23 protein-coding genes and 3 pseudogenes are annotated in these 26465 nt (G+C 67.3%); 14 read left to right on the forward strand and 12 right to left on the reverse strand.

From position 1 onward, the window contains the following. Positions 1–109: 109 nt before the first annotated feature. The 3 genes and pseudogenes from NS334_RS10030 to NS334_RS10040 form a co-directional block, all read right to left on the reverse strand. A pseudogene (locus NS334_RS10030) lies at positions 110–1945 on the reverse strand (relaxase/mobilization nuclease domain-containing protein); the annotation flags it as partial. Positions 1946–2245: 300 nt separating this feature from the next. Then, positions 2246–8248, reverse strand: a complete 6003-nt coding sequence (locus NS334_RS10035) for a DUF3320 domain-containing protein (protein ID WP_058755837.1) — start codon at positions 8246–8248, stop codon at positions 2246–2248. A gap of 211 nt (positions 8249–8459) precedes the next feature. Further along, a complete protein-coding gene (locus NS334_RS10040; protein ID WP_058755838.1) occupies positions 8460–8756 on the reverse strand; it encodes a hypothetical protein in 297 nt (98 codons plus the stop codon). Between the two features lie 89 nt (positions 8757–8845). On the opposite strand from NS334_RS10040, the gene NS334_RS10045 reads away from it, so the two are divergent. Beyond that, positions 8846–9310 carry a hypothetical protein gene (locus NS334_RS10045; RefSeq protein WP_058755839.1) on the forward strand — a complete coding sequence of 155 codons (465 nt, stop codon included), beginning with the start codon at positions 8846–8848 and terminating at the stop codon, positions 9308–9310. Here NS334_RS10045 and NS334_RS19100 read toward each other — a convergent pair. The 5 genes from NS334_RS19100 to NS334_RS10065 all read right to left on the reverse strand — a co-directional run bounded on the left by NS334_RS19100 (position 9250) and on the right by NS334_RS10065 (position 11817). Then, positions 9250–9552 (reverse strand): UTRA domain-containing protein, encoded by a 303-nt coding sequence (locus NS334_RS19100; RefSeq protein ID WP_241491899.1) that lies wholly within the window; start codon positions 9550–9552, stop codon positions 9250–9252. The two genes, NS334_RS10045 and NS334_RS19100, sit on opposite strands and share 61 nt — an antisense overlap. After that, positions 9464–10201 (reverse strand): hypothetical protein, encoded by a 738-nt coding sequence (locus NS334_RS19105; protein WP_058755840.1) that lies wholly within the window; start codon positions 10199–10201, stop codon positions 9464–9466. The genes NS334_RS19100 and NS334_RS19105 overlap by 89 nt, the downstream gene beginning before the upstream one ends. 124 nt (positions 10202–10325) lie before the next feature. Further along, the gene (locus NS334_RS10055) at positions 10326–10547 is read right to left on the reverse strand and encodes a hypothetical protein (RefSeq protein ID WP_193753054.1); all 222 of its coding nucleotides are present in this window, start codon (positions 10545–10547) and stop codon (positions 10326–10328) included. Between the two features lie 44 nt (positions 10548–10591). Next, positions 10592–11200 carry a TetR/AcrR family transcriptional regulator gene (locus NS334_RS10060; RefSeq protein WP_058755842.1) on the reverse strand — a complete coding sequence of 203 codons (609 nt, stop codon included), beginning with the start codon at positions 11198–11200 and terminating at the stop codon, positions 10592–10594. Positions 11201–11277: 77 nt separating this feature from the next. Further along, positions 11278–11817, reverse strand: a complete 540-nt coding sequence (locus NS334_RS10065) for an aldehyde dehydrogenase family protein (protein WP_083500395.1) — start codon at positions 11815–11817, stop codon at positions 11278–11280. Here NS334_RS10065 and NS334_RS10070 point away from each other — a divergent pair. From NS334_RS10070 to NS334_RS10090, 4 genes are read left to right on the forward strand one after another with little or no spacing between them, the layout of a single operon-like run. Continuing rightward, on the forward strand, positions 11719–12870 hold the full coding sequence (locus tag NS334_RS10070) for a TonB-dependent receptor (protein ID WP_241491897.1): 1152 nt from the start codon (positions 11719–11721) through the stop codon (positions 12868–12870). The genes NS334_RS10065 and NS334_RS10070 overlap by 99 nt on opposite strands. Then, complete coding sequence (locus NS334_RS10080) at positions 12870–14078, forward strand: helix-turn-helix domain-containing protein (RefSeq protein WP_241491898.1); 1209 nt, start codon at positions 12870–12872, stop codon at positions 14076–14078. The genes NS334_RS10070 and NS334_RS10080 overlap by 1 nt, the downstream gene beginning before the upstream one ends. A gap of 14 nt (positions 14079–14092) precedes the next feature. Further along, positions 14093–15202, forward strand: a complete 1110-nt coding sequence (locus NS334_RS10085; RefSeq protein ID WP_058755851.1) for an NAD(P)-dependent alcohol dehydrogenase — start codon at positions 14093–14095, stop codon at positions 15200–15202. After that, a complete protein-coding gene (locus NS334_RS10090) occupies positions 15199–16425 on the forward strand; it encodes an NAD(P)/FAD-dependent oxidoreductase (protein ID WP_058755843.1) in 1227 nt (408 codons plus the stop codon). Before NS334_RS10085 ends, NS334_RS10090 begins: the two co-directional genes overlap by 4 nt. Here the strand turns inward: NS334_RS10090 and NS334_RS19350 are convergent. Genes NS334_RS19350 through NS334_RS19360 form a run of 3 tightly spaced genes read right to left on the reverse strand, consistent with a single transcriptional unit; the run spans position 16409 to position 17992 of the window. Then, on the reverse strand, positions 16409–17194 hold the full coding sequence (locus NS334_RS19350; RefSeq protein WP_342585541.1) for an AMP-binding enzyme: 786 nt from the start codon (positions 17192–17194) through the stop codon (positions 16409–16411). The two genes, NS334_RS10090 and NS334_RS19350, sit on opposite strands and share 17 nt — an antisense overlap. Further along, positions 17136–17438 carry a hypothetical protein gene (locus NS334_RS19355; protein WP_342585542.1) on the reverse strand — a complete coding sequence of 101 codons (303 nt, stop codon included), beginning with the start codon at positions 17436–17438 and terminating at the stop codon, positions 17136–17138. The genes NS334_RS19350 and NS334_RS19355 overlap by 59 nt, the downstream gene beginning before the upstream one ends. Next, on the reverse strand, positions 17438–17992 hold the full coding sequence (locus NS334_RS19360) for an AMP-binding protein (protein WP_342585543.1): 555 nt from the start codon (positions 17990–17992) through the stop codon (positions 17438–17440). Before NS334_RS19360 ends, NS334_RS19355 begins: the two co-directional genes overlap by 1 nt. Before the next feature lie 17 nt (positions 17993–18009). On the opposite strand from NS334_RS19360, the pseudogene NS334_RS10100 reads away from it, so the two are divergent. The 7 genes and pseudogenes from NS334_RS10100 to NS334_RS10125 all read left to right on the forward strand — a co-directional run. Beyond that, positions 18010–18204 (forward strand): annotated as a pseudogene (locus NS334_RS10100) (acyl-CoA dehydrogenase family protein); the annotation flags it as partial. 29 nt (positions 18205–18233) lie between these two features. Then, entirely contained in the window at positions 18234–18995 is a 762-nt protein-coding gene (locus NS334_RS10105) for an SDR family NAD(P)-dependent oxidoreductase (protein ID WP_058755845.1), read from the forward strand. Continuing rightward, positions 18992–20152 carry an acyl-CoA dehydrogenase family protein gene (locus NS334_RS10110; RefSeq protein WP_058755846.1) on the forward strand — a complete coding sequence of 387 codons (1161 nt, stop codon included), beginning with the start codon at positions 18992–18994 and terminating at the stop codon, positions 20150–20152. The genes NS334_RS10105 and NS334_RS10110 overlap by 4 nt, the downstream gene beginning before the upstream one ends. Next, positions 20149–20523, forward strand: coding sequence for an enoyl-CoA hydratase-related protein (locus NS334_RS10115; protein WP_153002686.1), 375 nt, complete (start codon positions 20149–20151; stop codon positions 20521–20523). Before NS334_RS10110 ends, NS334_RS10115 begins: the two co-directional genes overlap by 4 nt. After that, positions 20520–21442: pseudogene (locus NS334_RS10120) on the forward strand (NAD(P)H-dependent flavin oxidoreductase). Before NS334_RS10115 ends, NS334_RS10120 begins: the two are co-directional and overlap by 4 nt. Position 21443: 1 nt before the next feature. Beyond that, on the forward strand, positions 21444–21542 hold the full coding sequence (locus NS334_RS19365; RefSeq protein ID WP_342585544.1) for a CoA transferase: 99 nt from the start codon (positions 21444–21446) through the stop codon (positions 21540–21542). Continuing rightward, a complete protein-coding gene (locus NS334_RS10125; protein WP_342585545.1) occupies positions 21539–22531 on the forward strand; it encodes a CaiB/BaiF CoA-transferase family protein in 993 nt (330 codons plus the stop codon). Before NS334_RS19365 ends, NS334_RS10125 begins: the two co-directional genes overlap by 4 nt. A 7-nt stretch (positions 22532–22538) precedes the next feature. Here NS334_RS10125 and mutL read toward each other — a convergent pair whose 3' ends face one another. Then, positions 22539–24329 (reverse strand): DNA mismatch repair endonuclease MutL, encoded by a 1791-nt coding sequence (gene mutL, locus NS334_RS10130; protein WP_058755847.1) that lies wholly within the window; start codon positions 24327–24329, stop codon positions 22539–22541. A gap of 141 nt (positions 24330–24470) precedes the next feature. On the opposite strand from mutL, the gene NS334_RS10135 reads away from it, so the two are divergent. Together NS334_RS10135 and mreC are read left to right on the forward strand one after the other, a co-directional pair. Continuing rightward, a complete protein-coding gene (locus tag NS334_RS10135; RefSeq protein ID WP_058755848.1) occupies positions 24471–25511 on the forward strand; it encodes a rod shape-determining protein in 1041 nt (346 codons plus the stop codon). 178 nt (positions 25512–25689) lie between these two features. Continuing rightward, the coding region (mreC, locus tag NS334_RS10140) for a rod shape-determining protein MreC (protein ID WP_058755849.1) at positions 25690–26465 on the forward strand (776 nt) is incomplete at its 3' end.

The raw sequence follows: 26465 nt of genomic DNA on the forward strand, positions 1-26465 counted from the left end.
GATGAAACGGCCTGGACGCGTCCAGGCCGTTGCTTCGGATGCGCTCGCGCGCCACAACAACCGCCGGTCTCTGGTCCCGGCTGGATGAAACCCGGGGGTCACGTCAGTCCTTGCTCGCCGCCATCTCCGCGCCGACGCGGGCGACCTCGCGCTCGCGCAACGCGCCGAGGAGATTGCGCCGATAGACGACGCGGCCGTCCGGCTGGCGGATCGCATCGCACCGGTCGATGTGATGGTCTCGGCGGCGCTCCATCGCTTCCCGGACGTGTTGGCCGAACCCGGAGGGCGACAGGTCTGACGTCTCGCCGGACAAGAGACGGCGGTCGAGCCAGGTCGCACCGTCCGCGCCGATCTGCTTTTCGAGATCAAGGGTGGAAAGGAGGCGCACGCTGCCTTGCCGGTTGCGGCCGGCATCATAGGCGGCGGCGCGGTTCTCGAAGTCTTGCGGGATGCGCCATCGGTCGGCGTCTATGCGCTCGACGATGCCGGCGCGGCGTAGCGCCTCCAGCCGGCGGACATGCGCATCGACGAAGCCCTCATAGTCGCCACCCGGAACGCGGCCGTCGAACCTGGCCTGTTCAAGGTGGCGGCTCGGCCGATAGATGCCGTCTTCGGCGACGGCCGCGACGGCCCGGTCGGACGGCCGTTGTGCGGTATCGGGCGGGCCGATCTTGATGACGCTGCCGATCCGCACATCTTCGACGCGGGCCGGGTCGATGCCGGGGACATGGTGCGCCCGGGCGTCGATCCCGTCCACCACGATCGTCAGGCTCTCGCCCAGCTCGTCGGTCAGGTATTTATCGACGACGCGGCCGACGATCGGCACTTCGGGCGCGGCATCGTGAAGCTGGAAGGTCGCCGGGTCTCGTTCCAGCCCGTCCGCCTTCAGCGCCTTGTGCATGGTGCGGATGATGTCGCCGCGCTCGCTCATCTCGCGCAAGGTCGGTTCGATCCGCTCGCCCAATTCCCAGATGCCGGGCGCGTGTTCGGTGGCGAGGCCCATGGTCTCCAGCCTGGCGAGACGACGCAGGCGGAGCGTCCGGTCGAACCGATGCCGGGGATCGGCGGGCATGTCACGCAGGTCGAGGAAGCGGTCATCGGCTTCCCCGATCATCGCACGGTCGATGCGGGTGAAACGATCCTGATCGATCTCGGCGGACAGCTTGCGGCTCTGCTCGATCTCGGTGACGGGGCCAAGCTCCAGCGTCGCCAACTCGCTCGCCCGCTCGCGGATGCCGTTGGCGAGATAGTCGCCGTTGATGACCAAATCCGCGCCCAGTTCGTCCTTGCCTCGAACGATGACATGCACATGGGGATGGCCGGTGTTGTGATGATTGACCGCGACCCAATCGAGTTTCGTGCCGAGGTCGGCTTCGACCTGGCGCATCAGGTCGCGGGTATAGGCGGTCGGGTCGGTAAGGTCCGCGCCGTCCTGCGGCGAGACGATGAACCGGAATTGGTGACGGTCCTCCGCGCCACGCTCGACGAAGGCATCACCATCAGCGCGGTCCTCGGTCGCGGAATAGAGCTGGCCGCGCTCGCCGTCGCGCGCGGTGCCGTCGCGCTGGATATAGCGCAGGTGGGCAGCCGACTTGCCGTTCTTGCCGGCGCTCTGGACATAGCGGGTCTTGACGACGACGCGGCGCATTCCTGGCGCGCTGTGACGCCAGCCGCCGGACAGGGCGCGTGACCGGACGAAGACCGCGCCGCGCCCGCGTTTCAGGCCCGGCCCGCTGCTCGCCCGCGCAGCCTTGCCGCCTGCGGTACTCGGCTTCGATCTGGACCGGGGCGACGATGGTGATGACGACCGCGACGGGCTGTTGCTCTGCTGGCGGGCGATCTTCTTAGCCTGGGTCAAGAAGCTCTTGGCCTTGCCTAGCTTCGGCACGTCGGTTCGGACAAGGCCAGGCTTTGGCCGGAAGCGTATTTCGTCATCGGCGCTCATGGGCGTGGCTCCAGCGGAAACCCACGACAATCGACCATCTGGCGACTACGGTGCCGGCCAAAAGCCAACAACGCCAAAGTGTTGCGCGACGGCGAGGCACTACAGACCGAAAAGCAAGGTGCCGTTCGCGCCGGCCCAAAACAGTGTGCAGACAAGAGCTTGCCAGGAAACCGAGCCAACGGGCCAGGGTCCCAAGAACCGCATGGCGCGCCTCCCGGAGGCGGCTTGGCAGGTCGCCAGCGAAATTTCCGAACCGCTTGCCGAGATGCAAGTCGCTCGAATGCAGAAAGCGGGTCATGGTCATGCCGCTCCCGGCGTCGTGGACGTCATGGTCGAGGACGCTGCGCCGTCGCGGCATCGTGCAATGGCCTCATCCAGCCGCGTGCGTGATCCGGCGGCCAGTCGTTCGACGCCCAGCATTCGGGCCAACTCGCGCGCCGGATCGGGTTCGTCGAGCAGAGCGGGATGCGCCTGTACCACCGCGGCCAATTCCGCGAGGGGAATGTCCGGAATGGCCCGCCGCGCGTCGTCCCCGCTTGGCGCGCGATAGGGTCTGAAGTCGGTCACCTCTCCCGGCTTCCAGATGAACTCGCCGCTCGATTCCTGCGTCCGCTCGAAATCATGAAGATGCATGTCGATGCGCTCGCGGATCTTTCCACCGGTCCGCAACCAACCATGGGCCCTCGCGATGCGCTGACACAAAATGTCGGTTCGCAACGGGCTTTCCCTGTCCATGACGGCGACGATCATGCCACGCAGGGTATCGTGATAGGCGAAGTCGAAGAACCGAGCCGGATCGGCGGGGAAAGCGCTCAGGTCCGCGAGACGATACCGATCGTCCGGCTGTACCGAAGGCGGCGTCATCGCCGAAGCCGGGTGAGCACTGGCGAACTGAACTTCAATGACGGGGGGCGTGACGTCGGTGGCGACGAGTTCGACGTCGACGGATCCCGGGACAGAAACAACCGCTTCCTCTTGGAGGGCTGCTTCGTCGTCGCGGATTCCCTCGATTCCCTCGACCTCGTGGCCCATGTTCCAATGCGCTTCGGCCACCGGATCGGCGCGGGTGGCGCGGCTCTGCTCGAGCAACCCCTCAAGCGCGGCATGCAATCGCTCGGCGCACCCGGTGCTGTCGTACCACCAGTCGGTCGACCATACGCGCAGCATATTCCAGCCGAGCCCGGTCAGCACCTGTTCGCGAACCTTGTCGCGGTCCCGCGCCGTCGCCGCGCTGTGATAAGTGGCGCCGTCACATTCGACTCCCGCCAGATAGGCGCCGGCCAGATCGGGATGGCGGATACCCAGGTCGATGCGGAAGCCGGAGATGCCGACTTGCGGCACGACGACCCAGCCGCGTTGCTCCAGTTGCGCTGCCACCGCTTCCTCGAAGGGAGAATCGAACCCGCCGACTGAACCCGCCGTCTCGGCTGGCAGTGCGATGGCACCACGCTCAGCATAATCCAGGAAGGTCTTGAGGTGGTGGACCGCCAGCGCCTTGGTGCGCGTGGGATCGATCTGATCGGCGGTGAAGCCGGAGAAGACGATCAGTTCCTGCCGCGCGCGCGTCACCGCCACGTTCAGCCGTCGCTCGCCACCGTCCCGGTTGAGGGCGCCGAAATCCATGGTCAGCTTGCCCGCCGCATCCTTCCAGAAGGTGATCGAGAAGAGGATGACGTCGCGTTCGTCGCCTTGCACATTTTCCAGATTCTTGACGATCGTCGCTTCGACCCGGTCATCCGCGAAGAACCATTCGAGCGCGGGTTCGTCGCGGCGGGCGAGATCCAGCAGGTCGAGGATCAGCGACTGCTGCTGCGCATTGAACGTGATGATCCCCAACGTCGGACGGCTCTTCTCCGGCAGATTAAGCCATGCGCGCATCCGTGCGACCGCCTCGTGCGCCACCGCCTGCGCCTCGATCCGATTGGTGCGGGTCTTGCCACGATCATAGACGCCGTTGGGCACCTTGCGCAGGCGCACCGCCCGGTCGTCCACCTGCGGCGACGGGAACGTGACGAGGCGGTTGTGATAGTAATGGTGGTTTGAGAAGGCGATCAGCGACTCGCTGCGGCTGCGATAGTGCCAGCGCAGGTCGCGCACCGGAATACCGGACGCCTTGGCTTCGTCGAGGATGCTTTCCATGTCCTTCTCATGGTCGGCGACCTCATCGTCCTCCTCGTTGCTGCCGAAGAAGTTGGTCGGCGGCAACTGCTTGGGATCGCCGACGATGATCGTCTGACGGCCGCGCGCGATCGCGCCGACCGCGTCCCATGTCGTGATCTGCGATGCCTCGTCGAAGATGACCACGTCGAACAGCGCTTGGTTGGGCGGCAGATACTGGGCGATCGACAGGGGCGACATCAACATGCAGGGTGCCAGCTTCGAAAAGTTCTCCGGCATCTTGCCGATAAGGTCGCGGATCGACTGACTCGGGCGCTGCAGTTCCATCTGGTAGCGCAGCAAACCGAGTTCGGAATTGCGCGGCACGCTCTGTACGGCCGGCAGACCATGCGCCAGGGCGCCCACGACGCGGCCGGTCGCGTGGGTGCGGACCAGATCGTCGATCTCACGAAATTCGTCGATCGCATTTTCATGCTGGAAGCGTCGGAAATCACGCAGCACCGGCTCGCTGTCGAGCACCGTCGGCAGCCACCATCGGGCATAGCCAAGGCGGAAAGCGGCGCGTGCCTGACCGGCGGGAACGACGCCGCCCTCGATCTGCTCGACCAACGCGCCCAGTCCGGAGGCCACCGCGCGGTTGCGGATGCGGCACCAGGCCGACCAATCCCGCAGCAAGTGGCGTGCATCGGCCAACGCCGTCAGGCTTGCCGCCAGATCCGACAGCGCCGCCGGTCCGTCATTCAGCGAGACGTCCCGTCCCGCGGCCTTGGCGAAGCGCGAGCGCGCCGCGTCAAAACCCTGCCGTGCGGCAAGCAATCGGGAGCCGCTCTGCCAGAGGCCGTGGCTGCCGTCGCGTTCTTGCATGGCGGCGGCGACACGCCTGGCGATGATCTCCGCTTCGCCCGGACCCCAGCCATCCGTCCGCAACGCCGCCCGTAACGCACCCGCACCCTCCAGGATCGCGCGCAGCGCCGTCAGATCGGTGTCGAGGCCCGCGACCGGAAGTTGCCGGTCCTTCAGCGGCGTATGGTCGATCGCCGCCAGTTGCTCCTTCATCCGCAGAAGCAGGGGCAGGTCCTGGTCCGGGTCCACCGTCCCACCGTCCGCATAACCTTGCAGCATGTTGGCGACCTTGCGCCGCCCCAAAGTCGAAAGCGGCCAGATCGAGGCGCTCGCTTCACGCCACTGATGATCCAGCGCGGTCAGATCCATGGTCCGCACGCTGGCGGCCGCAAAGGGGGCGCTCAATTGTCGTTCGGCATCCCGGTACAGCTCTATGGCGGCCGTCAGCGCGACCACATCGTCGCTCGTCCGCACGAAATCGGGATGGAACGCGATCGACAGGTCGTGCTCACGCGCCGCTTCCAACGCGGCAGCCAGACCCCCCAGCGTCGCGACCCTCGATGTCACGGGCTGATCGGAAGCGGCCAGGCCAAGCACACCGCGATAGGCATCCAGCGCCTGGCTCAGCAGATCGGCGGCGTTGCGCAGGGATTGTCCAGCGGCGAGCAGTTCGTCCTGCCGCGCCGTGCCCGGCTCGTCGATATCGACCAGGTCCAGCGCCGGACGACGTTCAACCGAGGCGAAGACCAGCCCTATCTCGCCCGCCAGCTCTTCGAGTGCGGCCAGAGTGACGGTGTCATGAACCTGCCCCTTGGGCCAACCGAAATCCGGCGCGGGCTCCGCTGCTCCCCGCAGGGCCACCCCGAGCGCCAAATAAGGCGTCCAGCCACTCGGATAGCTTTTGTGAAGCGCCTCGACATACGCGTTCAGCGTATCGCGACGCAGCTTCAGCCGGTCATTGACCGTGATCCATTCCGCTGGATCGATCTGCCCCCGATGCTCCCACGCCGCCTTCAACTGCGCCAGGAAATGCCGACGATCGGACTTGTTCGAATGGAGTTCGATGCAATGGTCGCCCAGCCCATGTTCGCGCAGGCGGCGATACACCACGTCCAGCGCCGCCGTCTTCTCCGCGACGAACAGCACCGTCTTGCCCACGCCCAGGCAGTTCGCGATCATGTTCGCGATCGTCTGACTCTTGCCCGTACCGGGAGGTCCGACGATCACGAAATCACGACCTTCCGCCGCCGCCAGGCTGGCGGCGGTCTGGGAAGAGTCCGACGGAAGCAGACAGATGATATCCGCCGGCGCATAGACACGATCGAGCTCGCCCTCGTCGCGGATGGCGGGGTGGCCATCACCGAACGGCTTGTCCGGCGTATCGATCAGATGGCGGACGACCCGATTTTCGCGCAGCGCTTCGGTCCGCTCGACAAGGTCCTTCCACATCAGGAACTTGGCAAAACTGAAGGTGGACAGCGCCGTCTCGTCAGCGACCTCCATGCCGGGCACGTCCCGGACCGCCTGTCGCATCGCAGCCAGCACGCGCGGCACATCGATGCCGCTATCGTCACGTGGCAGTTCGCCGCCGAACTGCGGCAGCTTCAGGTCGAAGTCACGCTCCAGAAATTGCAGCAGGGTCGCATTGAAGCGCGGCTCGTCCTCATGGAATCGAAGGCGGAACGGTGCGGTGGCGCTGCGCCGCTCCAGCTTGACGGGGATCAGCAATAGTGGTGCGCGATAGCTGCGCTGATCCTCCGGCTTCTTCTTCCAGCGTAGAAAGCCGACCGCGAGGAACAGCGTGTTCGCGCCACCCTCCGCGAAATCGTTGCGCACCTGCCGGTGCAGGTCAATCAACCGCGACTCGAGTTGGCGACCATCGAGCAGCGACGGCAGTTCGTCCCGCGCCAAAGCCTCCGCGGCAAAACCACGATGCAGGTCGCGGCCATGCACCTCGCGATACAGCGCCGCATCGCGCTCGCCGAGCGGGTTTTGTTGCGGGAGGGATACGATCTGGATCGCCGCACCGTCCGACAGCCGGTCTTCCAGATAGGCGACGTCGGTGCAGAGGAACGGGATCGTCTTCTTTGAATCCGGGAAGTTCAGCAGCCGGTTGCGGAGGGTGAGATCGAGCAGCTTCTTCTGCCAGCGATCAATCCGTCCAGCCGCCGTCGTCGGCTTTTCCTCTACCTGCATATCAGGCAGGTCATTGAAAGATGGCGCGGACGGCAGCGACAGAGCGGCAGCCGGGATTGCGTCTCCGTCTTGCCCGGGGTCAATGGCTGGCTTGGCGTAGTGCGAGGCGAGCGGCGTGATGCCGCCGCTGCGCGCGCGACGCACGTCGATCGCGGCGACGAAAGCCGCCGCTTCCTCTTCACTCATGCGGTGATCGAGCGCACGTTGCGCCACGTCCATCGCCATGGCCGGTCGATGGGTGACGCCCGTCGTTTCAAACACGATGAGCTCCCGTGAAGCGAGCGCTTTGCGAACATCCATCTGATCGGTTTCGATGGTGTTGCCGAACGTCCTCTTGGTCATCCAGACGCCGACGGCTGCATGACCATCAAACAGCAGGATGACGGGATACAGGCCTGCGCCTTCCAACGCAGCGGCGAACAGCAAGGTGGTATCGAGACACGTACCCAATCGTTCGTCGGCGATCGTCGCGGGACGGCGCACCTTCTGCCCGCGCGCCTCGAAACTGGCGGGCGGCTCGGCGTAATGCACCGCCATTGCCGCGATTGCGGAATAGATCGCGGCCGTCAGCATATAGGCACGCTGCGGATCGCCGGACTGATAGCCATCAAGACCGCTGGGATGGCCATGCTCCGCCAGACGGTCGGCTGCGCTGCGCAAGATGCGCCCGACGGCAGGATCGTTGGGCATTACAAACGCGGGCAGCAGTTGTGCCATATCGGCAACGCCACCCCATTCGTCCCGCGCCAGCAGGCGGACAGGGACGCGCTGTTCGTCCAGCAATTGGTCGCCCGCAGCTAAGCGGAGGGTGATTTCGCCGCGCTCGGCTTCGTTGAGACCCGCCAGATACGCAGCATCGAGTTCGATCTTCCGATCACTGATGGACAGGCTATCGCCCGGCGCGAGCCGATCGATGGTCCAGGATTTCGCCCTGAGGAAAGCAGGTGACGACGCGAGCTCAAGCCGGATGTTTTCATGATGCCGGCCATCGGCATTTTCGATTCTTATCCCGCGAACAACAGGCATCGCATTCTGGTAGGAAGCATAGGTAAAACTTCCAGCGATGTCCGCTACGAGTATCGGGCTTTTCTCCTGGGGCTGGTCGATGCTCGATCCGTCGAAATTGCCCGCGTCAGAATTCTGCATGCAGCCCCCCTTGCCAGAGGCAAGGCTAGACAATCATTTTCTTTATTAAAAGATCAAATTAGATCCTTTTTGGGGATGCCTTATTCCTACAAACGATGGGCATCGATGCGGGAGGGCTTCAAACCCCTTGGCGCTGAACCCCATCCACCAACCGCGCCGGAGTTCAGTGGTCCAGGTGCGGAATTCTTTGCCATTATTGCGCCATTCAAGATTACAAGCTCGTCTTCCGTGGCGATTTTAAGTCAACTTCCTTCGCCAACCTTCCATCAACCAGTACCCGATGGACAGCAGCAAAGTTACTTTTTCTCCTCTTGCCGGACAGCGCTTCGCCTTTCGCCGCCATACGCTTCAGCATCTTCGAACTTTGCCATAAGATAGGATCGGAGGTCAGCACCGTCACGCCGGTGGCCAAGTCGCACATGATTTCGATCTCACCGGCCGATGCGCCCGATTTTCGGTACAGCCGCACGAAGCAGACTTGCAGGAACCACAAGGCGATCAGCAACATCCGCCGCGGTTTCGATCGGTTGATCCAGCGTGCTGCCGTTATGTCAACCGGTTTTTCGCTGTTCGAGTGACCACGCGCTGGCAAGTGAAGTGCTCGCCGCCCGCCATGCCGGACGGCAATCCTGGCTGGAAGATTATGCGACGCGCGAGAGCTCGACTGGCCATCCTGTCGCCACCGCTCGGGCGCTGACGATCCTTAGCTTCGCCGATGAGAGCGAGACCGCCGGCGCGACGATCGCGCGGCTCGACAATCATGGCGGAATGGTCGGGCGGGCCGCCGAGGCAGCGCGGTTCGCCTGTGATCGCAACCGCTGGTCATGCATCGGGTATCAGCGCCTCGCCGAGACCGGCGACTGCGTCGACTTCTGGCGCTATGGCACCTTGCTCGCCAAGATCGCCGATGCCCACATGGTGTTGTGGACCGGAGACTATGTGGAAGGCCCGCTGCTCGACCGGTTCGGCTATTCGCTCACCCGTTGTTCGCGACGGAGCGGTCATGATCGTTTGTCGAGATCGACAAGGACCCGGATGGCGTCGTGGCGCCAATATTCGTGATCGTACTCGATGACCCGCTCGTCGGCGTTGAAGCTGATCCGCACCACCAGCAGCCCGGGCGTTCCGGGCTTGGCATCCAGTATCTCGGCAACGGAGGTGGTGAGCGCGCACGGGCGCATGTCGACGCGTTTGCGCACCACCTTCAGGCCATACTCAGTGCCGAGAGTGCCGGTGAGTGACGAGCCGAGATCGTGCCGCCCCAGCCCCGGCGCGAGGGCGGGATCCACGACGATTCGCCCGATTAGGACCGCCCGATCGTCGACCGAGCGGCGGCGGATGACATGATGCGACGGCGTGCCGGCGCGACCCGGAAGATGTCCGCCACCCCGGACGACGCCGCCATGCTTTCGATCGACAGCACTTCGGTCGAGGGATGCGATGCTGCTCGATGACACAGGCCATGAAGCCGGTCCAACGCGTCGGGTCATAGGTGATCGCAGGTGGCGAAACGTACCAGCCGCTGCGGTCGCGGCGATAGATCAGCCCCGCCGGCTCCCGCTGGAACAGCGCCTCGCGGATCGTCCCTCGCGCAGTCCCGGAGTCGGTGATCGCGGAAATGACCGTCTGCCGGCTCATCACCGCACCGTAATAATATTCACCGTGAAGGATTGTGGGCACGTCCTTCTGGATCAGCCCGGACGCGGCCAGCAACGTGCCGTCCAGCGGCGTGCCGGGGAAATCCCACTCCGCGACCCGGGTCGAATCGTAGCTGAGCGACGAACGCATCCACTTCGCCCCGACCTGGAGATGGTTGACCAGCCTGCCGAGGTCGTAGCGCACATTGCCCTTCTCGGCCCAGCGATCGTCGCTCTGCTTCCAGCGGCTCAAGCTGGCGCCGTCGAAGAGGAGCAACGAGGGGTCGCGCTCGACGTTGGCCGCATAGGTCGGCATTCCCGGATGCGGAAAGCGCGGGTCGTGCGATACCCAGTCGAGACCCGTGGCGTTCAGCGGATAGGTGCAGGGTCGTATTGTGGCCGACGCTGTACGATCCCGGCTGCACCTGATCGCAGAACCCCTAGCTGAGGTCGTAGGTGAGCTTCAGCCGGTCGAACGTGCTGCCGCCGCCGATCTGCACGGTCGCCAGCTGCTGGCGGACATCCTGCGTCTCGAAGCTGCGCGCGAACTGGAAGATTTTCGGATTCCACACGCCCGACCTGCCGGAGGCGCTGCGGCAATTGTCGTTGGGCACCACCGCGTTCGACTGAGCAGACGGTTCGACCGCTCCGTCCGGCGACAAGGTGACCGCCGTTCGGCTGCGCGTGAAGGTCAGCCGAGATCGTCTCAGCGGCTCGGCCACATCATCAGGCTGGTTTCGACCACCCGTTCCAGGTCGGCGCGCGTGGCTCCCGAACCGGCCTGCACGGCCATGCCCTGCAGAATCGCGTAGAGGAAACCGGTCAGACCGGCGATATCGACGTGCGCCGGCAAATCTCCGTCACGCTTCGCCTGTTCGAAACGCTCGATCAGAGCGACCTGCGACGAGGCGCGACGCTGGATCACATCGGCCTTGATCGAGGCGGCTTCGGCACCACAGGCCGTCACGCTGATGACCTCCAGACATCCTTTCGGATCGCAGCCGCTCATCTGCGCCTCGATCGCGCCGCGCATGAAATGCTCCGCCACCGCCCGCGCCGTGGGCTGTTCCAGCGCGGCGCGCGTATAGTGCAGCTTCTCCGCCTCGTAGAGGTCGAGCGCCTTGTGGAACAGGGCTTCCTTGTTGCCGAACGCCGCGTACAGGCTCGGCTTGGAGATTCCCATCGCCTCGGTCAGATCGGCCATCGACGTGCCTTCATAGCCTTTCGACCAGAAGACACCGAGCGCGGCGGCAAGCGCGCGATCGACGCAGAACTCACGCGGGCGACCCTTGGCGGCGGCGACATCAACTTCCATAACGTGCGGTACATAAGGCTCGCGCGCCGATCGGACAAGGTGAGGGTCGCCGCGCCAGGCGGACGGGACCCCGACGCTCATCGTCGGCGGACGAGCGTCTTCACCGTCGTATATTCCAGCAGTCCTTCGACCCCGCCCTCGATGCCCAGCCCCGACTGCTTGATCCCGCCGAACGCGGCGAGCGGGCTCAGATGCTGCGTCTCGTTCACCCAGACGGTGCCGCTCTCGATCCGCTCGGCGACCGCGAAGGCGGCGTCCTCGTCACGGCCCCAGACCGACGCGCCCAGCCCGTAATCGCCGGCATTGGCGCGCGCGATCGCGTCGTCCACGTCGCGGAACTTCAAGAGCGGCAGGACCGGACCGAATTGCTCCTCCTGGACGATCCCGCTGTCCTCGGGCGGATTGTCGATGATGGTGACGGGTACGAAATAGCCCGGTGCCGCCGATGCCTCGCCGCCGGTCAGGAAGGTGTAGCCGCGCTGCTTCGCGTCGCGGATCAGGTCGAGCACCCGCTCATATTGGGCCTGATTGTTGATCGGCCCGAGCCGCGTGCCCTGCTCCGATCCGTCGCCGGGCAAGCGCTGGGGCCGGGCGTCAACGGCGGCTTCTTCCAGCATTACCGGCAGATCCGCCGCTCCTACGCGGTTTTCGTACAGGGCGATTACGACCTGACCGACCGGCTGACGCTGACGCTTGGCGCGCGCTACACCTGGGATCGCAGCCAGTATCGCGACGGACAAGCCTATCTGTTCACGGGCGATGTCGGCGGGCCGCAACCCCCGCTGGCGACGACCGTCCCCTGCCCCGACGTGCCCGGCACCTGCGCCTATGACCCGAACGCGCGCTTCGCGCTCGACGGGCGCAACAACGCACTCACCGGCCGGGTGTCGCTCAGCTATACGTTCGAGGGCGGGACGCTGGTCTATGCCAGCTACAATCGCGGCTATCGCTCCGGCGCGTTCAACGGCGGGGGCTACACCTCGTCGGCGGAAATCAACTATATCGCGCCGGAGCGGGTCAATGCGTACGAGGTCGGGCTGAAGGGCCGCTATTTCGACAACGCCCTGACGCTCAGCGCCGCGGGCTTCTACTATGATTACAACAACCAGCAGGTGCAGGACACGCGCCCCGGCCCGGTGTCGTTCCTTGTCAACGCGCCCAAGGCGCAGGTCTATGGCGCGGAAGCGGAGGCACGGCTGCGGCTGTCTCCGGCCCTGACGCTGAACGCCGCGGCGGGGTATCTGCACTCGACCTACAAGTCGCTGACGTTGCAGAACACCGTATTGGACGGCAACGACCTGCCGTTCGCGCGGCGCTTTACCGCGCAGGGCGGGCTGGACCTGACGCTGTTCAGGAACGGCAATGACGGCCTGACGATCTCGCCCAGCGTCGCCTATTTCTCGCGGCAATATTTCTCGCCGTTCAACGACACCAATGCCGCCGGATCGGGCCAGAGGAACAGCCAGCTGCAACAGCCCGGCTATGCTAAGGTCAACCTGACGGCCGCACTGACGACCGGGCGCTTCACCTTCAAGGCGTTCGCCAACAACCTGCTCGACGCCCGTGTCTATGCCTACGGCCTCGATCTGCGCGGGGCAAGCTTCCCCTACAATTTCCTCGTCCCCTCCACGCCGCGCACCTATGGCGGCTCGATCCGGGTGGCATTCTGATGGCGACGATACCGGCGGCCGACCTGAAGGATCCCGCACTCTATGAAGCCGGAGTGCCGTGGGAGCTCTTCGCCGAGCTGCAGCGACCCCGTCCACTGGAACACGGAAACAAATGGCGCGGGATTCTGGTCACTGATGCGGCACACCGACATCGTGGAAGTGTCCGCCAGCCGGTGCCCTTCTCCTCCGCGCACGAAAATGGCGGCCACCGCATCTTCAACGAAAACGAGGTCGGGCTGACCGGCGCGGGGGAGTCGGCGATCGGCATTCCGTTCATCTCGCGCGATCCGCCGGTTCACACCCGCTATCGCAAGTTCGTGATGCCGGCGCTGTCGCCCGCACGGCTCGGCGATATCGAGACGCGCATCCGCGAACGGGTCGCGCAACTGATCGCGGACATCCCGCTCGGCGACCCCGTCAATCTGGTCCCGCTGCTGTCCGCGCGCTGGCGGCAGTTCATCGGCAGCTACGAACTGCCCGCGCTGATCGACCCGGTGTTCGTCGTCCATGTCGGCGGCAAGCCCGATACGCGGCTGTGGCAGGCCGACCACTGGAGCGCCTCACGCTCGGTCCCCGGCTGCGCGACGATCGTCCCCGCCGGCGTCAGCACGGGTTGGCGGATCGATGGCGAGCTGGACGTCGTCACCGTCTCGGTGCCCATCGGCGAGCTGACGCAGCAGAGCGCGGTCGACCAGTTCCGCGCGATGCGCTTCGCCTTCGCCGATCCGCTGGGAATCGCGCTCACCCGCCTGATCCTGGGCGAATTGTATGGCGCGCAGACGCAGGAGCGCGCGGCGTACATCGGCACGCTGCTCGATGCGCTGAAGGCGTACACGCTGCGCGGCGTTGCCTCCGGCGGCGACGCCGCCTTCCCCAGCGCCGATTTCTCCGCCTATTGCATTCATCAGATCATGAACGACACCCTCGCCCATCCCGAGGAGGCGCACACGCTCGACGCGCTGGCGGCGCGCGCGGGGCTGACCGCATCGCACTTCTGCCGCGTCTTCAAGAAGGCGATCGGCACGACGCCGCACCAATATGTGATGAAGGCACGACTGGAGCGCGCGCGGGATTTGCTGGGCGCATCCGACATGTCGATCGCCGCGATCGCCGACCAGCTCGGCTTCACCAGCCAGAGCCACTTCACCCGCGCCTTCCGCTACCACGCCGGGCAGACGCCCAGCGGCTGGCGCCAGACCATCCAGTAACGAACGAGGCCATGATGCAGACCACCGCCGCGGTCGCCCGCGAACCCAGGGGCGCCTTCACGATCGAGACGGTGACGGTGGAGGAACCGCGCGCGGGCGAGGTCCGCGTGGCGATCGCGGGCGTCGGCCTGTGCCATACCGATCTGGTGTTCCGCGACCAGTTCGTTCCGTACCCGCTGCCCGCCGTGCTGGGGCACGAGGGGGCGGGCGTGATCGAGGCGATCGGCCGGGACGTGACGGGGCTGGCGGTCGGCGACCGTGTGGTGCTCGGCTTCTCCAGTTGCGGGCATTGCGACCGCTGCGGCGAGCATCTGCCCAGCTATTGCCGCGACTTCCCGCCGCTGAAATACGCCGGGGTTCGGCTGGAGGACGGTTCGACCGCCTATGCCGCGCCGGACGGCTCTGCGATTTCCTCGCATTTCTTCGGCCAATCCAGCTTCGCCGCGCATGCGATCGTGCGCGCGCGCAACGTCGTGAAGGTCGACGATCCGGACGCGCCGCTCGCGATCCTGGGGCCGCTGGGGTGCGGGTTTCAGACGGGCGCGGGTGGCGTGATGCGCTCGATGGCCTGTCCCGCCGGTTCGTCGATCGCGGTCGTCGGGGGCGATCCGGTCGGACTGGCGGCGGTGATGGGCGCGGTTATCCAGGGCTGCGCGACGATCATTCTGGTCGAGCCGCTCGCCGACCGTCGCCGGTTGGGGCGCGAGCTTGGCGCGACGCACGTGGTCGATCCGGCAGCGGGTGACGTGACCGCCGCGATCCGCGACCTGTTGCCGGGCGGCGTCGACTTCGCCTTCGACACCAGCGGGCGCGTTCCCGCGATCGAGGCGATGCTGGGCGCGCTCGCGCCACGCGGATTGCTCGGACTGGTCGGGGTGCCGCCAAATGCCGGCGACACCTTGACGATCAACATCGCGGGCATGATCACCTACGGGCAGCGCGTGATCGGAATCATGGAAGGCGACAGTGACCCACGGACCTTCATTCCCGAACTCATCGCCGCGCACCGCGCCGGACGCTTTCCGTTCGACCGGCTGGTGCGAACCTTCGCACTTGCCGATATCAATGACGCGATCGCTGCGCAGGCGCGCGGCGGATGCGTGAAGGTGGTGCTGATCCCATGACGCCGGCGCGTTATGACGTGGTGATCGTCGGCGCGGGCCATGCCGGTGCGCAGGCGGCGGCGGCGCTCCGCCAGGAGAAGTTCGCGGGCAGGATCGCGGTGATCGGCGCGGAGCCGGAGTTGCCCTACGAACGCCCTCCGCTGTCGAAGGAATATCTGAGCGGCGAGAAGGCGTTCGAGCGGATCCTGATCCGCCCCGCCAGCTTCTGGGTCGAACGGTCGATCGACTTCATCCTGGGCGAACGCGTGGTGTCGGTCGATGCCGAGGCGATGACGCTGACCACCGACAGCGGCCGGCTGGTCGGCTATGGCGAGTTGATCTGGGCGACCGGCGGGGAGCCGCGCCGCCTGACCTGCGACGGCCATCACCTGCGCGGCGTCCACGCGATCCGCACCCGCGCCGATGTCGACCGGCTGCTCGGCGAGCTGGACGCGGCCGAGCGGATCGTCGTGATCGGCGGCGGCTATATCGGACTGGAGGCCGCCGCGGCGCTGACGAAGTTCGGCAAGACGGTGACGCTGGTCGAGACACTCGACCGGGTACTCGCCCGCGTCGCCGGCGAGGCGCTGTCGCGCTTCTACGAACAGGAGCATCGCGCGCATGGCGTCCGCCTGCTGCTGGCGTCGGGCGTGTCGTGCATCGAGGGCGACGACGTCGTGACCGGCGTGCGGCTGGCGGACGGCGAGATCCTGCCCGCCGATATCGTGATCGTCGGCATCGGCATCATTCCGGCGATCGAACCGCTGGCGGATGCCGGCGCGGCGGTCGGCAACGGCGTGCTGGTCGATGCACAATGCCGCACCACGTTGCCGCACGTCTTCGCGATCGGCGATTGCGCCGCGCACGTGAACCGCTTCGCCGACGGCGCGACGATCCGGCTCGAATCGGTCCAGAACGCCAATGATCAGGCGGTGGTGGCGGCACGCACGATCGTGGGGCGCGAGACGTCCTATCAGGCGGTGCCATGGTTCTGGTCGAACCAGTACGACCTGAAGCTCCAGACCGTCGGGCTCTCGACCGGCTTCGACACGGCGGTGCTGCGCGGCGACCCGGCCAACCGCGCCTTTTCGATCGTGTACCTGCGCGACGGAAGGGTGATCGCGATCGATGCGGTGAATGCGGTGAAGGATTATGTCCAGGGCCGCGCGCTGGTGCTGAACGGAGTACAGGCCGCGCCGGAGGATCTTGCCGACACCGCGCGTCCGCTCAAGGATCTGGCCTGATCGCCGCCGCATAGCGGTCGCGCAGCTTACGCTTGAACAGCTTGCCGGTCGGCTCGCGCGGCAGTTCGTCGACGAAGTCGATCCGGCGCGGCGTCTTTGCCCCGCCCAGCGCCGCGCGGGCGAAACTGCGCAATTCCTCGGCCAGCGCCTCGTCCGCCGTAACGCCGGGCGCGGGCTGGATGACGCCGATCACCATCTCGCCCATTTCCTCGCACGGTACCCCGATCACCGCCACGTCGGCGACGGCCGGATGCGTGACGAGCAGGTTCTCGATCTCCTGCGGATAGATGTTCACGCCCCCGGAGATGATCATGAAGCTCTTGCGATCGGACAGGAACAGATTGCCGTCCGCATCGACATGCCCGATATCGCCCAGCGTCGCCCAGCCGCGATGGTCGTGCGCCTCGGCGGTCTTGGCGGGATCGTTGAGATACTGGAAGGCGGGACCGTCGCCGAAGAAGATGTTGCCGGTCGCCCCCGGCGCCAGCTCGGCTCCCCGGTCGTCGGTGACGTGCAGCGTGCCCAGCACCGCGCGCCCGACCGATCCCGGCTTGCGCAACCATTCCTCGCTCGACAGCGCGGTGATGCCGCAACATTCCGTGCCGGAATAATATTCGTGGATGATCGGGCCGAACCACGCGATCATCGCCTCCTTGACCGGTACCGGACACGGCGCGGCGGCATGGACCACCGCCTTGAGCGACGACACGTCATGGTGCGCGCACACCGCCTGGGGCAGCTTCAGCATCCGCACAAAATGCGTCGGCACGAACGTGGCATGGGTGACGCGATGCCGCTCGATCAGCCGCAACGTAACCCTCGGCGTCGAACCGCTCCATGACGATCACCGTGCCACCCAGTTGCTGCGCCGCCATCGCCCAGCGCAAGGGCGCGGCGTGATAGAGCGGCGAGCTCGACAGATAGATCAGCTCGGCCTCCATGCCGTGGAGCGTCGCACCCATCCGGGTCAGCGGCGTCTCGGCGCCGATCGGTCCCTCGGGCAGCGCGGGCATCACCCCCCTGGGGCGATCGGTGGTGCCGGAGGAATAGAGCAGGTCCGTGCCCGCGCTCTCGTCCGGGATCGGCGCCACCGGATAGCCTGCCGCCGCCACCGACCAGTCGCCCAGCCGCGCGTCCCGCCGCTCCAGACGAAGGCGGTCAGGCCGGGATGCCCGGCCAGCGCCGCCATGGCGAGGTCGCGGCAGCTCGGCGAAACGACGAGCAGTTTCGCCCCCGAGTCGCGAAGAATATAGGCCACATCGCGCGCGCTCAGCTTGTTCGAGATCGCGGTCTGGTACAGCCCGGCGCGTTGCGCGGCCCAGCCGAGCACGAACACCTCCGGCGCGTTCGAAAACAGCGTCGCGATCACATCGCCGCGCCGCAGCCCCAGCGCGCGCAATTGCCAGGCGCTGGCGTTCGAGTGTTCGTCGAGTTCGCGATAGCTGACGGTCAGGCCGCTGTCGGCCATGACGATCGCGGCTTTCGCGGGACACCGCACGGCATGGTCGGCCGGGTGCATCGATCCTCTCCACATTTTCCTGGCGGTCAGGAACCACGCGACCGGCATGGCGGCAATCGCCGCCGCAAGAAATGTCGATGGCGAAGCTGTTCGCCTCCGAAACCGCCGAGGCCGTGGTGTCGGGGGCGATCCAGACGCTTGGCGGCTACGGCTATCTGGAGGAGTACGGGCTGGCCAAGATCTACCGCGATGTGCGGGTCTGCCAGATTTACGAAGGCACGTCGGACATCCAGCGGATGGTGATCGCGCGCGGCCTCTGACGCCAAAAACACATAGGAGAGAATGGGATATGCAGATCGAGGGCATGGCGGCCATCGTCACCGGCGGCGCGTCGGGGCTGGGCGGCGGCACCGCGAGGCGGCTGGCGGCGGCGGGAGCGAAGGTGACGATCTTCGACCTGAACGCCGAGCTGGGCCATGCGCTGGCCGCCGACATCGGCGGACATTTCGCGCGCGTCGACGTGACCGACGAAGCGGCGGTCGCCAGCGCGATCGCGGAGGCCGAAGCGGTCAACGGCAAGGCGCGCATCCTGGTCAATTGCGCCGGGATCGGCCCGCCCGCCAAGGTGATCGACCGCGAGGGCCAGCCGCTCCCCCTCGCCTCCTTCGCGAAGATCGTGACCATCAACCCGCTCGGCACCTTCAACGTCGCGTCGAAATTCGCCGCCGCGCTGCACACTGCCGATCCGGTCGGAGAGGAACGCGGCGTCATCATCAACACCGCCTCGGTCGCCGCCTATGACGGGCAGATCGGGCTGGCGGCCTATGCCGCGTCGAAGGGCGGCGTGGTCGGCATGACGCTGCCGATCGCACGTGAGCTGGCGCGCTACGGCATCCGCGTGATGACGATCGCGCCCGGCATCTTCTGGACCCCGCTGCTCGCGACCTTGCCGCAGGAGGCGCAGGATTCGCTGGGGCAGCAGGTGCCGTTCCCGTCGCGGCTGGGGCAGCCGGACGAATTTGCGCAACTGGTCGAGGCGATCGTGACCAATCCGATGCTGAACGGCGAGACGATCCGGCTGGACGGCGCGATCCGGATGGCGCCGCGATGAGCGCGCGGGCGCAGGAGATCGGCGCGCGGGTCGCGGCGTTCGTCCGCCAGGTGGTCGTGCCGTATGAGCGGGATCCACGCCGCAGCGCGCATGGACCGAGCGACGAACTGGTCGCCGAACTGCGTGAGCGGGCGCGCGCGGCGGGCGTGCTGACGCCGCACATCCTGCCGGACGGATCGCATCTGTCGCAGCGGGAGACGGCGTATGTCCTGCGCCAGTCGGGGCTGTCGCCGCTCGGACCGCTGGCGGTGAACACCGCCGCCCCGGACGAGGGCAATATGTACCTGCTCGGCAAGGTCGGCACGCCGGAGCAGAAGCGGCGCTTTCTCGATCCGCTGGTGCGGGGCGAGGCGCGCTCGGCGTTCTTCATGACCGAGCCGGCGGTCGATGGCGGCGCGGGATCGGACCCGTCGATGATGCAGACCACCGCCGTGCTCGACGGCAATCACTGGGTGGTGAACGGGCGCAAGGCGTTCATCACCGGCGCGGAAGGTGCGCGGGTCGGGATCGTGATGGCGAAGTCGGATGACGGTGCCTGCATGTTCCTGGTCGACCTGCCCGATCCGGCGATCACGATCGAGCGCGTGCTCGACACGATCGACAGCTCGATGGCCGGCGGTCATGCGGTGGTGCGGATCGAGAACCTGCGCGTGCCCGCCGACCAGATGCTCGGCCATAGCGGCGAGGGCCTCAAATATGCGCAGGTTCGCCTCGCCCCGGCGCGGCTGTCGCATTGCATGCGCTGGCTGGGGGCGTGCGTGCGTGCCAACGAGATCGCGACCGATTACACCAACCGCCGCCATGCGTTCGGCAAGCCGCTGATCGACCATGAAGGCGTCGGCTTCATGCTGGCGGACAATCTGATCGACCTGAAACAGGCCGAACTGATGATCGACTGGTGCGCCGACGTGCTCGACGCCGGCGAGCCCGGCGGCACGGAAAGCTCGATGACCAAGGTCGCGGTGTCGGAGGCGCTGATGCGCGTCGCCGACCGCTGCGTGCAGGTGATGGGCGGGACCGGCGTCACCGGCGACACGATCGTCAAGCAGGTGTTCCGCGAGGTCCGCGCCTTCCGCATCTACGACGGCCCGACCGAGGTCCACAAATGGAGCCTCGCCAAGAAGATCAAACGCGACTGGAAGGAGCGGCAGAAGTGACGCACCGCTACATCCATGTCGCGCGCGAGGGCCGGCTGACGATCGTCACGATCGCACGCCCCGAGGCGCACAATGCTTTGAACGCGGCGGCGCACGAGGAACTGGCCGAGGCGTTCGACGCCTTCGCCGCCGATCCCGAGCAATGGGTGGCGATCGTCACCGGTGCGGGCGAAAAGGCGTTCTGCGCCGGCCACGACCTGAAGCAGCAGGCGTCGGGCGGCGGCATGGCGATCCCGGCGAGCGGCTTTGCCGGACTGACGTCGCGCTTCGACATGGCCAAGCCGGTGATCGCGGCGGTCAACGGCGTCGCGATGGGCGGCGGGTTACCGAGCTGCTGGGCATCGCACATCCGATCGTGCACGGCGGGATGATGTGGGTCGGCCGTGCCGAACTGGCCGCCGCCGTATCGAACGCCGGTGGGCTCGGCATCCTGACCGCGCTGACGCAGCCGACGCCCGACGATCTGCGTCGCGAGATCGAGCGGTGCCGCGCGCGATGACCGACAAGCCGTTCGGGGTGAATTTGACCATCCTGCCCTCGGTCAGCCCCTCGCCCTATGCCGACTATCGACGCGCGATCATCGACATGAGGGTCACCATCGTCGAAGCCGCCGGGCACCGGCCGCAGGAGCATGTCGCGCATTTGAAGGAACATGGCATCACCGTGATCCGCAAATGCACCGCCGTCCGCCCCGCGCTGTCGGCGGAGCGGATGGGGGTGGACGCGATCTCGATCGACGGTTTCGAATGCGCGGGCCATCCGGGCGAGGACGACATTCCGGGGCTGGTCCTGATACCCGCCGCCGCCGACCGGGTGACGGTGCCGATGCTGGCGAGCGGCGGATTCGGCGACGGGCGCGGGCTGGTCGCGGCGCTGGCGCTGGGCGCGGACGGCATCAACATGGGCACGCGCTTCTGCGCGACGGTCGAGGCGCCGATCCACGACGCCGTGAAACAGTTGATCGTCGCCAATGACGAACGCGCGACGAACCTGATCTTCCGCCGCTTCCACAATACCGGGCGGGTCGCGAAGACCAGCGTGTCGGACAAGGTGGTGGAACTGTCGGCGCGGCCCGAGACGGTGTTCGAGGACATCCGCCCGCTGGTGTCCGGCGCGAAAGGGCGCGCGCCGCTGGAATCGGGCGACCTCGACGCGGGGCTGATCTGGGCCGGGCAGATCCGGGGCCTGATCCACGACATTCCCACCTGCCGCGACCTGATCGCGCGGATCGTCGGCGAGGCGGAGGCGATCATCGCCGGGCGCCTGTCCGCGCTGCGGGCGGCGGCCTGACATGGGCGGCGCGCTGACCGGGCTGCGCGTCGTCGAGTTCGCGAGCATCGGACCGGGGCCGCATTGCGCGATGCTGCTCGCCGATCACGGGCCGAGGTGATCCGCATCGACCGGGAGGGCGGCAACGGCTGGCCCAACCCGATCATGGATCGCGGCCGCGCGGCGATGACGCTCGACATTCGCGGCGACGACGGACGCGCCGCCGCGCTGGCGCTGTGCGACCATGCCGATGTCGTGATCGAGGGCTTCCGGCCGGGCGTGATGGAGCGGCTGGGTCTCGGCCCCGACATACTGCTCGCGCCCAACCCCGCGCTCGTCTACGGCCGGATGACCGGCTGGGGACAGGACGGGCCGCTCGCTCCACGCGCCGGCCATGACATCACGTATATCGCGCTGACCGGCGCGCTGGACGCGATCGGCGAGCCGGGGCGGCGCGCGGTGCCGCCCCTCAACCTCGTCGGCGATTTCGGCGGCGGATCGATGTTCCTCGCCTTCGGGATCATGGCGGCGCTGTTCGAGCGACAGCGATCGGGGCGCGGACAGGTGGTCGATGCCGCGATCGTCGATGGCGTCAGCCACCTGATGACGATGTTCACCGGATTGCTGCCCGCCGGGCGCATCTCGCTGGACCGCGCGCGCAATGCGCTGGGGGGCAGCGCGCCCTTCTACCGCACCTATACATGTGCCGACGGGCGGGAGATCGCGGTCGGGCCGATCGAACCGCAATTCTGGGCACGGATGCTCGACATCCTCGGCCTGGCCGATGCCGGACTGTCGCAGCGCGTGGCGGACTGGCCAGCGACCGCCGCGATCCTGGAGCGCACCTTCGCCACCGCGCCGCGCGATCACTGGGCCGACCTGTTCCGCGATACCGACGCCTGCGTGTTCCCGGTCCTGTCCGCCAACGAGGCGATCCGCGACGATCATCTCGCCGCGCGCGGCACGTTCGTCGAGCATGACGGGCTGACGCAGGCCGCGCCGGCCCCGCGCCTGTCGCGGACCCCGCCCGGCATCCCACCCTCCGGGGACGGGTCGGCGCTTCTCGATCGATGGACACGCACGCCGCGCGCCGAGGGCATCCGGCGATAGCATGACGCTACCGCCCGAACAGCTTCTCGACGCTTCTGATGTCCAGTTTCACCCAGGTCGGGCGGCCGTGGTTGCACTGGCCCGAATGCGGAGTCGCCTCCATCTCGCGGAGCAGGGCGTTCATCTCCGCCGGGGACAGCACCCGCCCCGCGCGCACCGAGCCATGGCACGCCATCGTCCCCGCGATCGCATCCAGCCGCTCGCGCAGCGACAGCGCCTCGTCATAGGCCGCCAGTTCGTCGGCGAGGTCGTTGACCAGCCCCTTCGGATCGCCGCTGCCGAGTAGCGCCGGCGTGGCGCGCACCAGCATCGCGCGCGCGCCGAACCGCTCCAGCTCCAGCCCGAAGTCCGCCAGTTCCGCCACCCGGGCCTCCAGCCGGTCGCAGGCGGGCTCGTCCAGTTCGACCACCTCCGGGATCAGCAGCGACTGGCTGGCGACCCGCCCGCCCGCCAGCGCGGCGCGCATCCGTTCCAGCACCAGCCGTTCGTGCGCGGCATGCTGATCGACCAGCACCATCCCGTCCTCGGCCTCGGCGACGATATAGGTTTTCGCCACCTGCCCGCGCGCGACGCCCAGCGGGAAGTCGGTCCGCGCGGGGGGCGGCGTCCAGTCAGGCGCGGGGCGCGCCTGCGGCGGCGCGGCGAAGAAGGTCGGCCGATGATCGTTCAGCCTGAGCCCCTCCGCGAGTGGAGCGGGAGCCGGGGGAAGCGACGTGTCCCGCGGGCCGCTCGCGCTCCACCCCTCCGAGGGAGCCGGGCCAGTCTCCGGCCGCCACATCGCCATGATGTCGGCGGGCGGCGCGTGCGCCACGCGATGCCCCGCCGCATCCAGCGCGCGGCGCAGCCCCGACACGATCATCCCGCGGACCAGCGCCGGGTCGCGGAAGCGCACCTCGGTCTTGGCCGGATGGACGTTCACATCGACCTCGCTGGGCGGCACGTCCAGGAACAGCGCCACCACCGCATGGCGATCGCGCGGCATCATCTCCGCATAGGCGCCGCGGATCGCACCGATCAGCAGCCGGTCGCGCACCGGCCGGCCGTTGACGAACAGATATTGATGGTCCGCCACCCCGCGATGGAAGGTCGGCAGCCCGGCGACTCCGCCCAGCACATGGCCGTCGCGCTCCAGGTCGATCGCGACCGAATTGTCGGCCAGCGCACGGTCGGTCAGCGCCGCGACCCGTGCCGGACGCCCCTCGGCAGCGGCGACCGACAGCACGCGCCGTCCGTCATGCTCGATCGAGAAGGCGATATCGGGCCGCGCCATCGCCAGCCGCCGCACGACATCCAGGCAGGCGGCATATTCCGAGCGGGCGGAGCGCAGGAACTTCCGCCGCGCGGGCACGTGCGCGAACAACGCCTCCGCCACCACGCGCGTCCCCGGCGGCAAGGCAGCGGGGCCGTCGCGCTCCAGCACGCCATTGTCGACCGTCCGCGCCCAGCCCTCGCTCCCACGCGGCCGGCTCTCGATCGTCAGCCGCGCGACCGACGCGATCGACGGCAGCGCCTCACCGCGAAAGCCCAGCGTCTGCACCCGGTCGATATCCTCGTCGGGCAGTTTCGAGGTGGCGTGCCGCTCCAGCGCCAGCGCGATCTCGTCCGGCGTCATGCCGCACCCGTCGTCGGCGACCTCGATCCGCTCCACACCCCCGGCGGCCAGCACGACCGCGATCCGCGCCGCTCCCGAGTCGATCGCGTTCTCGACCAGTTCCTTCAACGCGCTGGCCGGTCTTTCCACCACTTCACCGGCGGCGATACGATTGACCAGATGCGAGGGGAGACGGCGTATTGACACAGCGCAGCACGTAGCCCAAGCCGCAGCATCCCGCGACCCCGCAGTTAACCATCGCCAGCATGATTCCTGCGGGATGCGCGGACTTGGACGATCACTGCCGGCGCCCCTATTCCGGCGACTCAGACACGGACGACAACGTCAATGGTATTCTCGCGCCTGTTCAAGATGACCTCGCACGACATGGCGATCGATCTCGGGACCGCGAACACGGTGGTGTACGTGCGCGGACGCGGCATCGTGCTCAACGAACCGTCGGTGGTGGCGGTGGAGACGATCAACGGCGTCAAGCGCGTCAAGGCGGTGGGCGAGGACGCCAAGCTGATGATGGGCAAGACCCCCGGCTCGATCGAGGCGATCCGCCCGATGCGCGACGGCGTGATCGCCGACATCGACGTGGCGGAGCAGATGATCAAGCACTTCATCGAAAAGGTGCACGGCCGTCGCCGCTTCATGCGCTGGCCGGAGATCGTGATCTGCGTGCCGTCGGGCTCGACCAAGGTCGAACGCCGCGCGATCCGCGACGCGGCGCAGAACGCCGGGGCGAGCGCGGTCTATCTGATCGACGAGCCGATGGCGGCGGCGATCGGCGCGGACATGCCGGTGACCGAGCCGATCGGCAGCATGGTGGTCGATATCGGCGGCGGCACGACCGAGGTGGCGGTCCTGTCGCTGCGCGGCCTCGCCTACACCACGTCGGTCCGGGTCGGCGGCGACAAGATGGACGATGCGATCGTCAGCTACGTGCGCCGCAACCACAATCTGCTGATCGGTGAGGCGACCGCCGAACGGATCAAGCAGGAACTGGGCTGCGCCAAGCCGCCGGTCGACGGCATCGGCAAGACCGTCCACATCAAGGGCCGCGACCTGGTCAACGGCGTGCCGAAGGAAATCCAGATCAACCAGGCGCAGATCGCCGAGGCGGTCAGCGAACCGGTCGCCGCGATCGTCGACGGCGTCCGCATCGCGCTGGAAAATACCGCGCCCGAACTGGCGGCGGACATCGTCGATCAGGGGATCGTGCTGACCGGCGGCGGCGCGCTGCTGCAGGGGCTGGACGAGGTGCTGCGCGACGAAACCGGCCTGCCGGTGACGGTGGCGGACGAGCCGCTGATCTGCGTCGCGATCGGCACCGGCCGCGCGCTGGAAGATCCGATGTTCCGCGCGGTGTTGCAGAACGGCTGAGCGGCGCACGGATCGCGCCCCTTTCGTTCGTACCGAGGAGGCGATGGGCCGGTCGGAACGCGATCTCGAAGCATCTGCCCTTCGAGACGCGGCGACGACGGGCTCAGCCTTCCCCTCGGGGCGGACGGCGGGGACTGGGTAGCATCATGGTGTAATCTGAAGGCGGGAGGTGACGGCAATGGCGCCGTCGCGGGATCGGCGTCCGGGCTTTTCGCGACGCGCGCAATATGGGCTGTTCGTCACCTACATCCTCGGCATTGCCGGGGCGGTGGTGGGGGCGGTGCTGCTCGCGCTGTCGACCTTCAACCCCGCGGCCTTTCAGATGGCGCGCGCCGCCGTCGCGGAGGCGACCGCCCCCGTCTCGTCAGCGACCGGCGTGGTCGTGCGCGGCATCGCCAGCGTACCCGAAGCGATCGGGACATGGTGGCGGGTCCATGACGAAAATGCCCAGTTGCGCGCCCGGCTCGATCGCGCGCGCGGCGCGCTGTTCAAGGGGCGGCAGGCCCAGCTCGACAATGCCCGCTTGCGCGGGCTGCTGCGGATGCGCGACCGCGCGCCGGAGGTCGTCGTCGCCGCCCGGATCGTCAGCACCAGCGCGTCCAGCACGCGCCGCTACGGGCTGCTCGACGCCGGAAGCTGGCAGGGGGTGACGGATGGCCAGCCGGTCAGCGGCCCGGAGGGGCTGATCGGACGCGTCCTCTACGTGGGCCCCAACACCGCACGCGTCCTGCTGATCACCGATGCCGAAAGCGTCGTGCCGGTGCGCCGCACCCGCGACGGGCGCCCCGCGCTGGCGGCCGGGCGCGGCGACGGATTGCTCGATATTCGCACGATCGACACCACCGACGGTCAATTCCGCCCCGGCGACATCTTCGTCACCTCCGGCACCGGCGGCATCTATGTCCCCGGCGTGCCGGTCGCACGCGTACTGCGCGGCGGAACGGAGAGCGCGCC

Source organism: Sphingomonas endophytica, assembly GCF_001476895.1.
Taxonomy (GTDB): Bacteria; Pseudomonadota; Alphaproteobacteria; order Sphingomonadales; family Sphingomonadaceae; genus Sphingomonas; species Sphingomonas endophytica_A.

Bases quoted from the DNA above. Each gene is read 5' to 3' on its own strand.
- NS334_RS10035 (WP_058755837.1), bottom strand. From the start codon at position 8,248: ATGCAGAATTCTGACGCGGGCAATTTCGACGGATCGAGCATCGACCAG.
- NS334_RS10040 (WP_058755838.1), bottom strand. From the start codon at position 8,756: ATGTTGCTGATCGCCTTGTGGTTCCTGCAAGTCTGCTTCGTGCGGCTG.
- NS334_RS19105 (WP_058755840.1), bottom strand. From the start codon at position 10,201: ATGCCGACCTATGCGGCCAACGTCGAGCGCGACCCCTCGTTGCTCCTC.
- NS334_RS10060 (WP_058755842.1), bottom strand. From the start codon at position 11,200: ATGGAAGTTGATGTCGCCGCCGCCAAGGGTCGCCCGCGTGAGTTCTGC.
- NS334_RS10065 (WP_083500395.1), bottom strand. From the start codon at position 11,817: ATGCTGGAAGAAGCCGCCGTTGACGCCCGGCCCCAGCGCTTGCCCGGC.
- NS334_RS10080 (WP_241491898.1), top strand. From the start codon at position 12,870: ATGGCGACGATACCGGCGGCCGACCTGAAGGATCCCGCACTCTATGAA.
- NS334_RS10085 (WP_058755851.1), top strand. From the start codon at position 14,093: ATGCAGACCACCGCCGCGGTCGCCCGCGAACCCAGGGGCGCCTTCACG.
- NS334_RS10090 (WP_058755843.1), top strand. From the start codon at position 15,199: ATGACGCCGGCGCGTTATGACGTGGTGATCGTCGGCGCGGGCCATGCC.
- NS334_RS19355 (WP_342585542.1), bottom strand. From the start codon at position 17,438: ATGCCCGCGCTGCCCGAGGGACCGATCGGCGCCGAGACGCCGCTGACC.
- NS334_RS19360 (WP_342585543.1), bottom strand. From the start codon at position 17,992: ATGCCGGTCGCGTGGTTCCTGACCGCCAGGAAAATGTGGAGAGGATCG.
- NS334_RS10105 (WP_058755845.1), top strand. From the start codon at position 18,234: ATGCAGATCGAGGGCATGGCGGCCATCGTCACCGGCGGCGCGTCGGGG.
- NS334_RS10110 (WP_058755846.1), top strand. From the start codon at position 18,992: ATGAGCGCGCGGGCGCAGGAGATCGGCGCGCGGGTCGCGGCGTTCGTC.
- NS334_RS19365 (WP_342585544.1), top strand. From the start codon at position 21,444: ATGGGCGGCGCGCTGACCGGGCTGCGCGTCGTCGAGTTCGCGAGCATC.
- NS334_RS10135 (WP_058755848.1), top strand. From the start codon at position 24,471: ATGGTATTCTCGCGCCTGTTCAAGATGACCTCGCACGACATGGCGATC.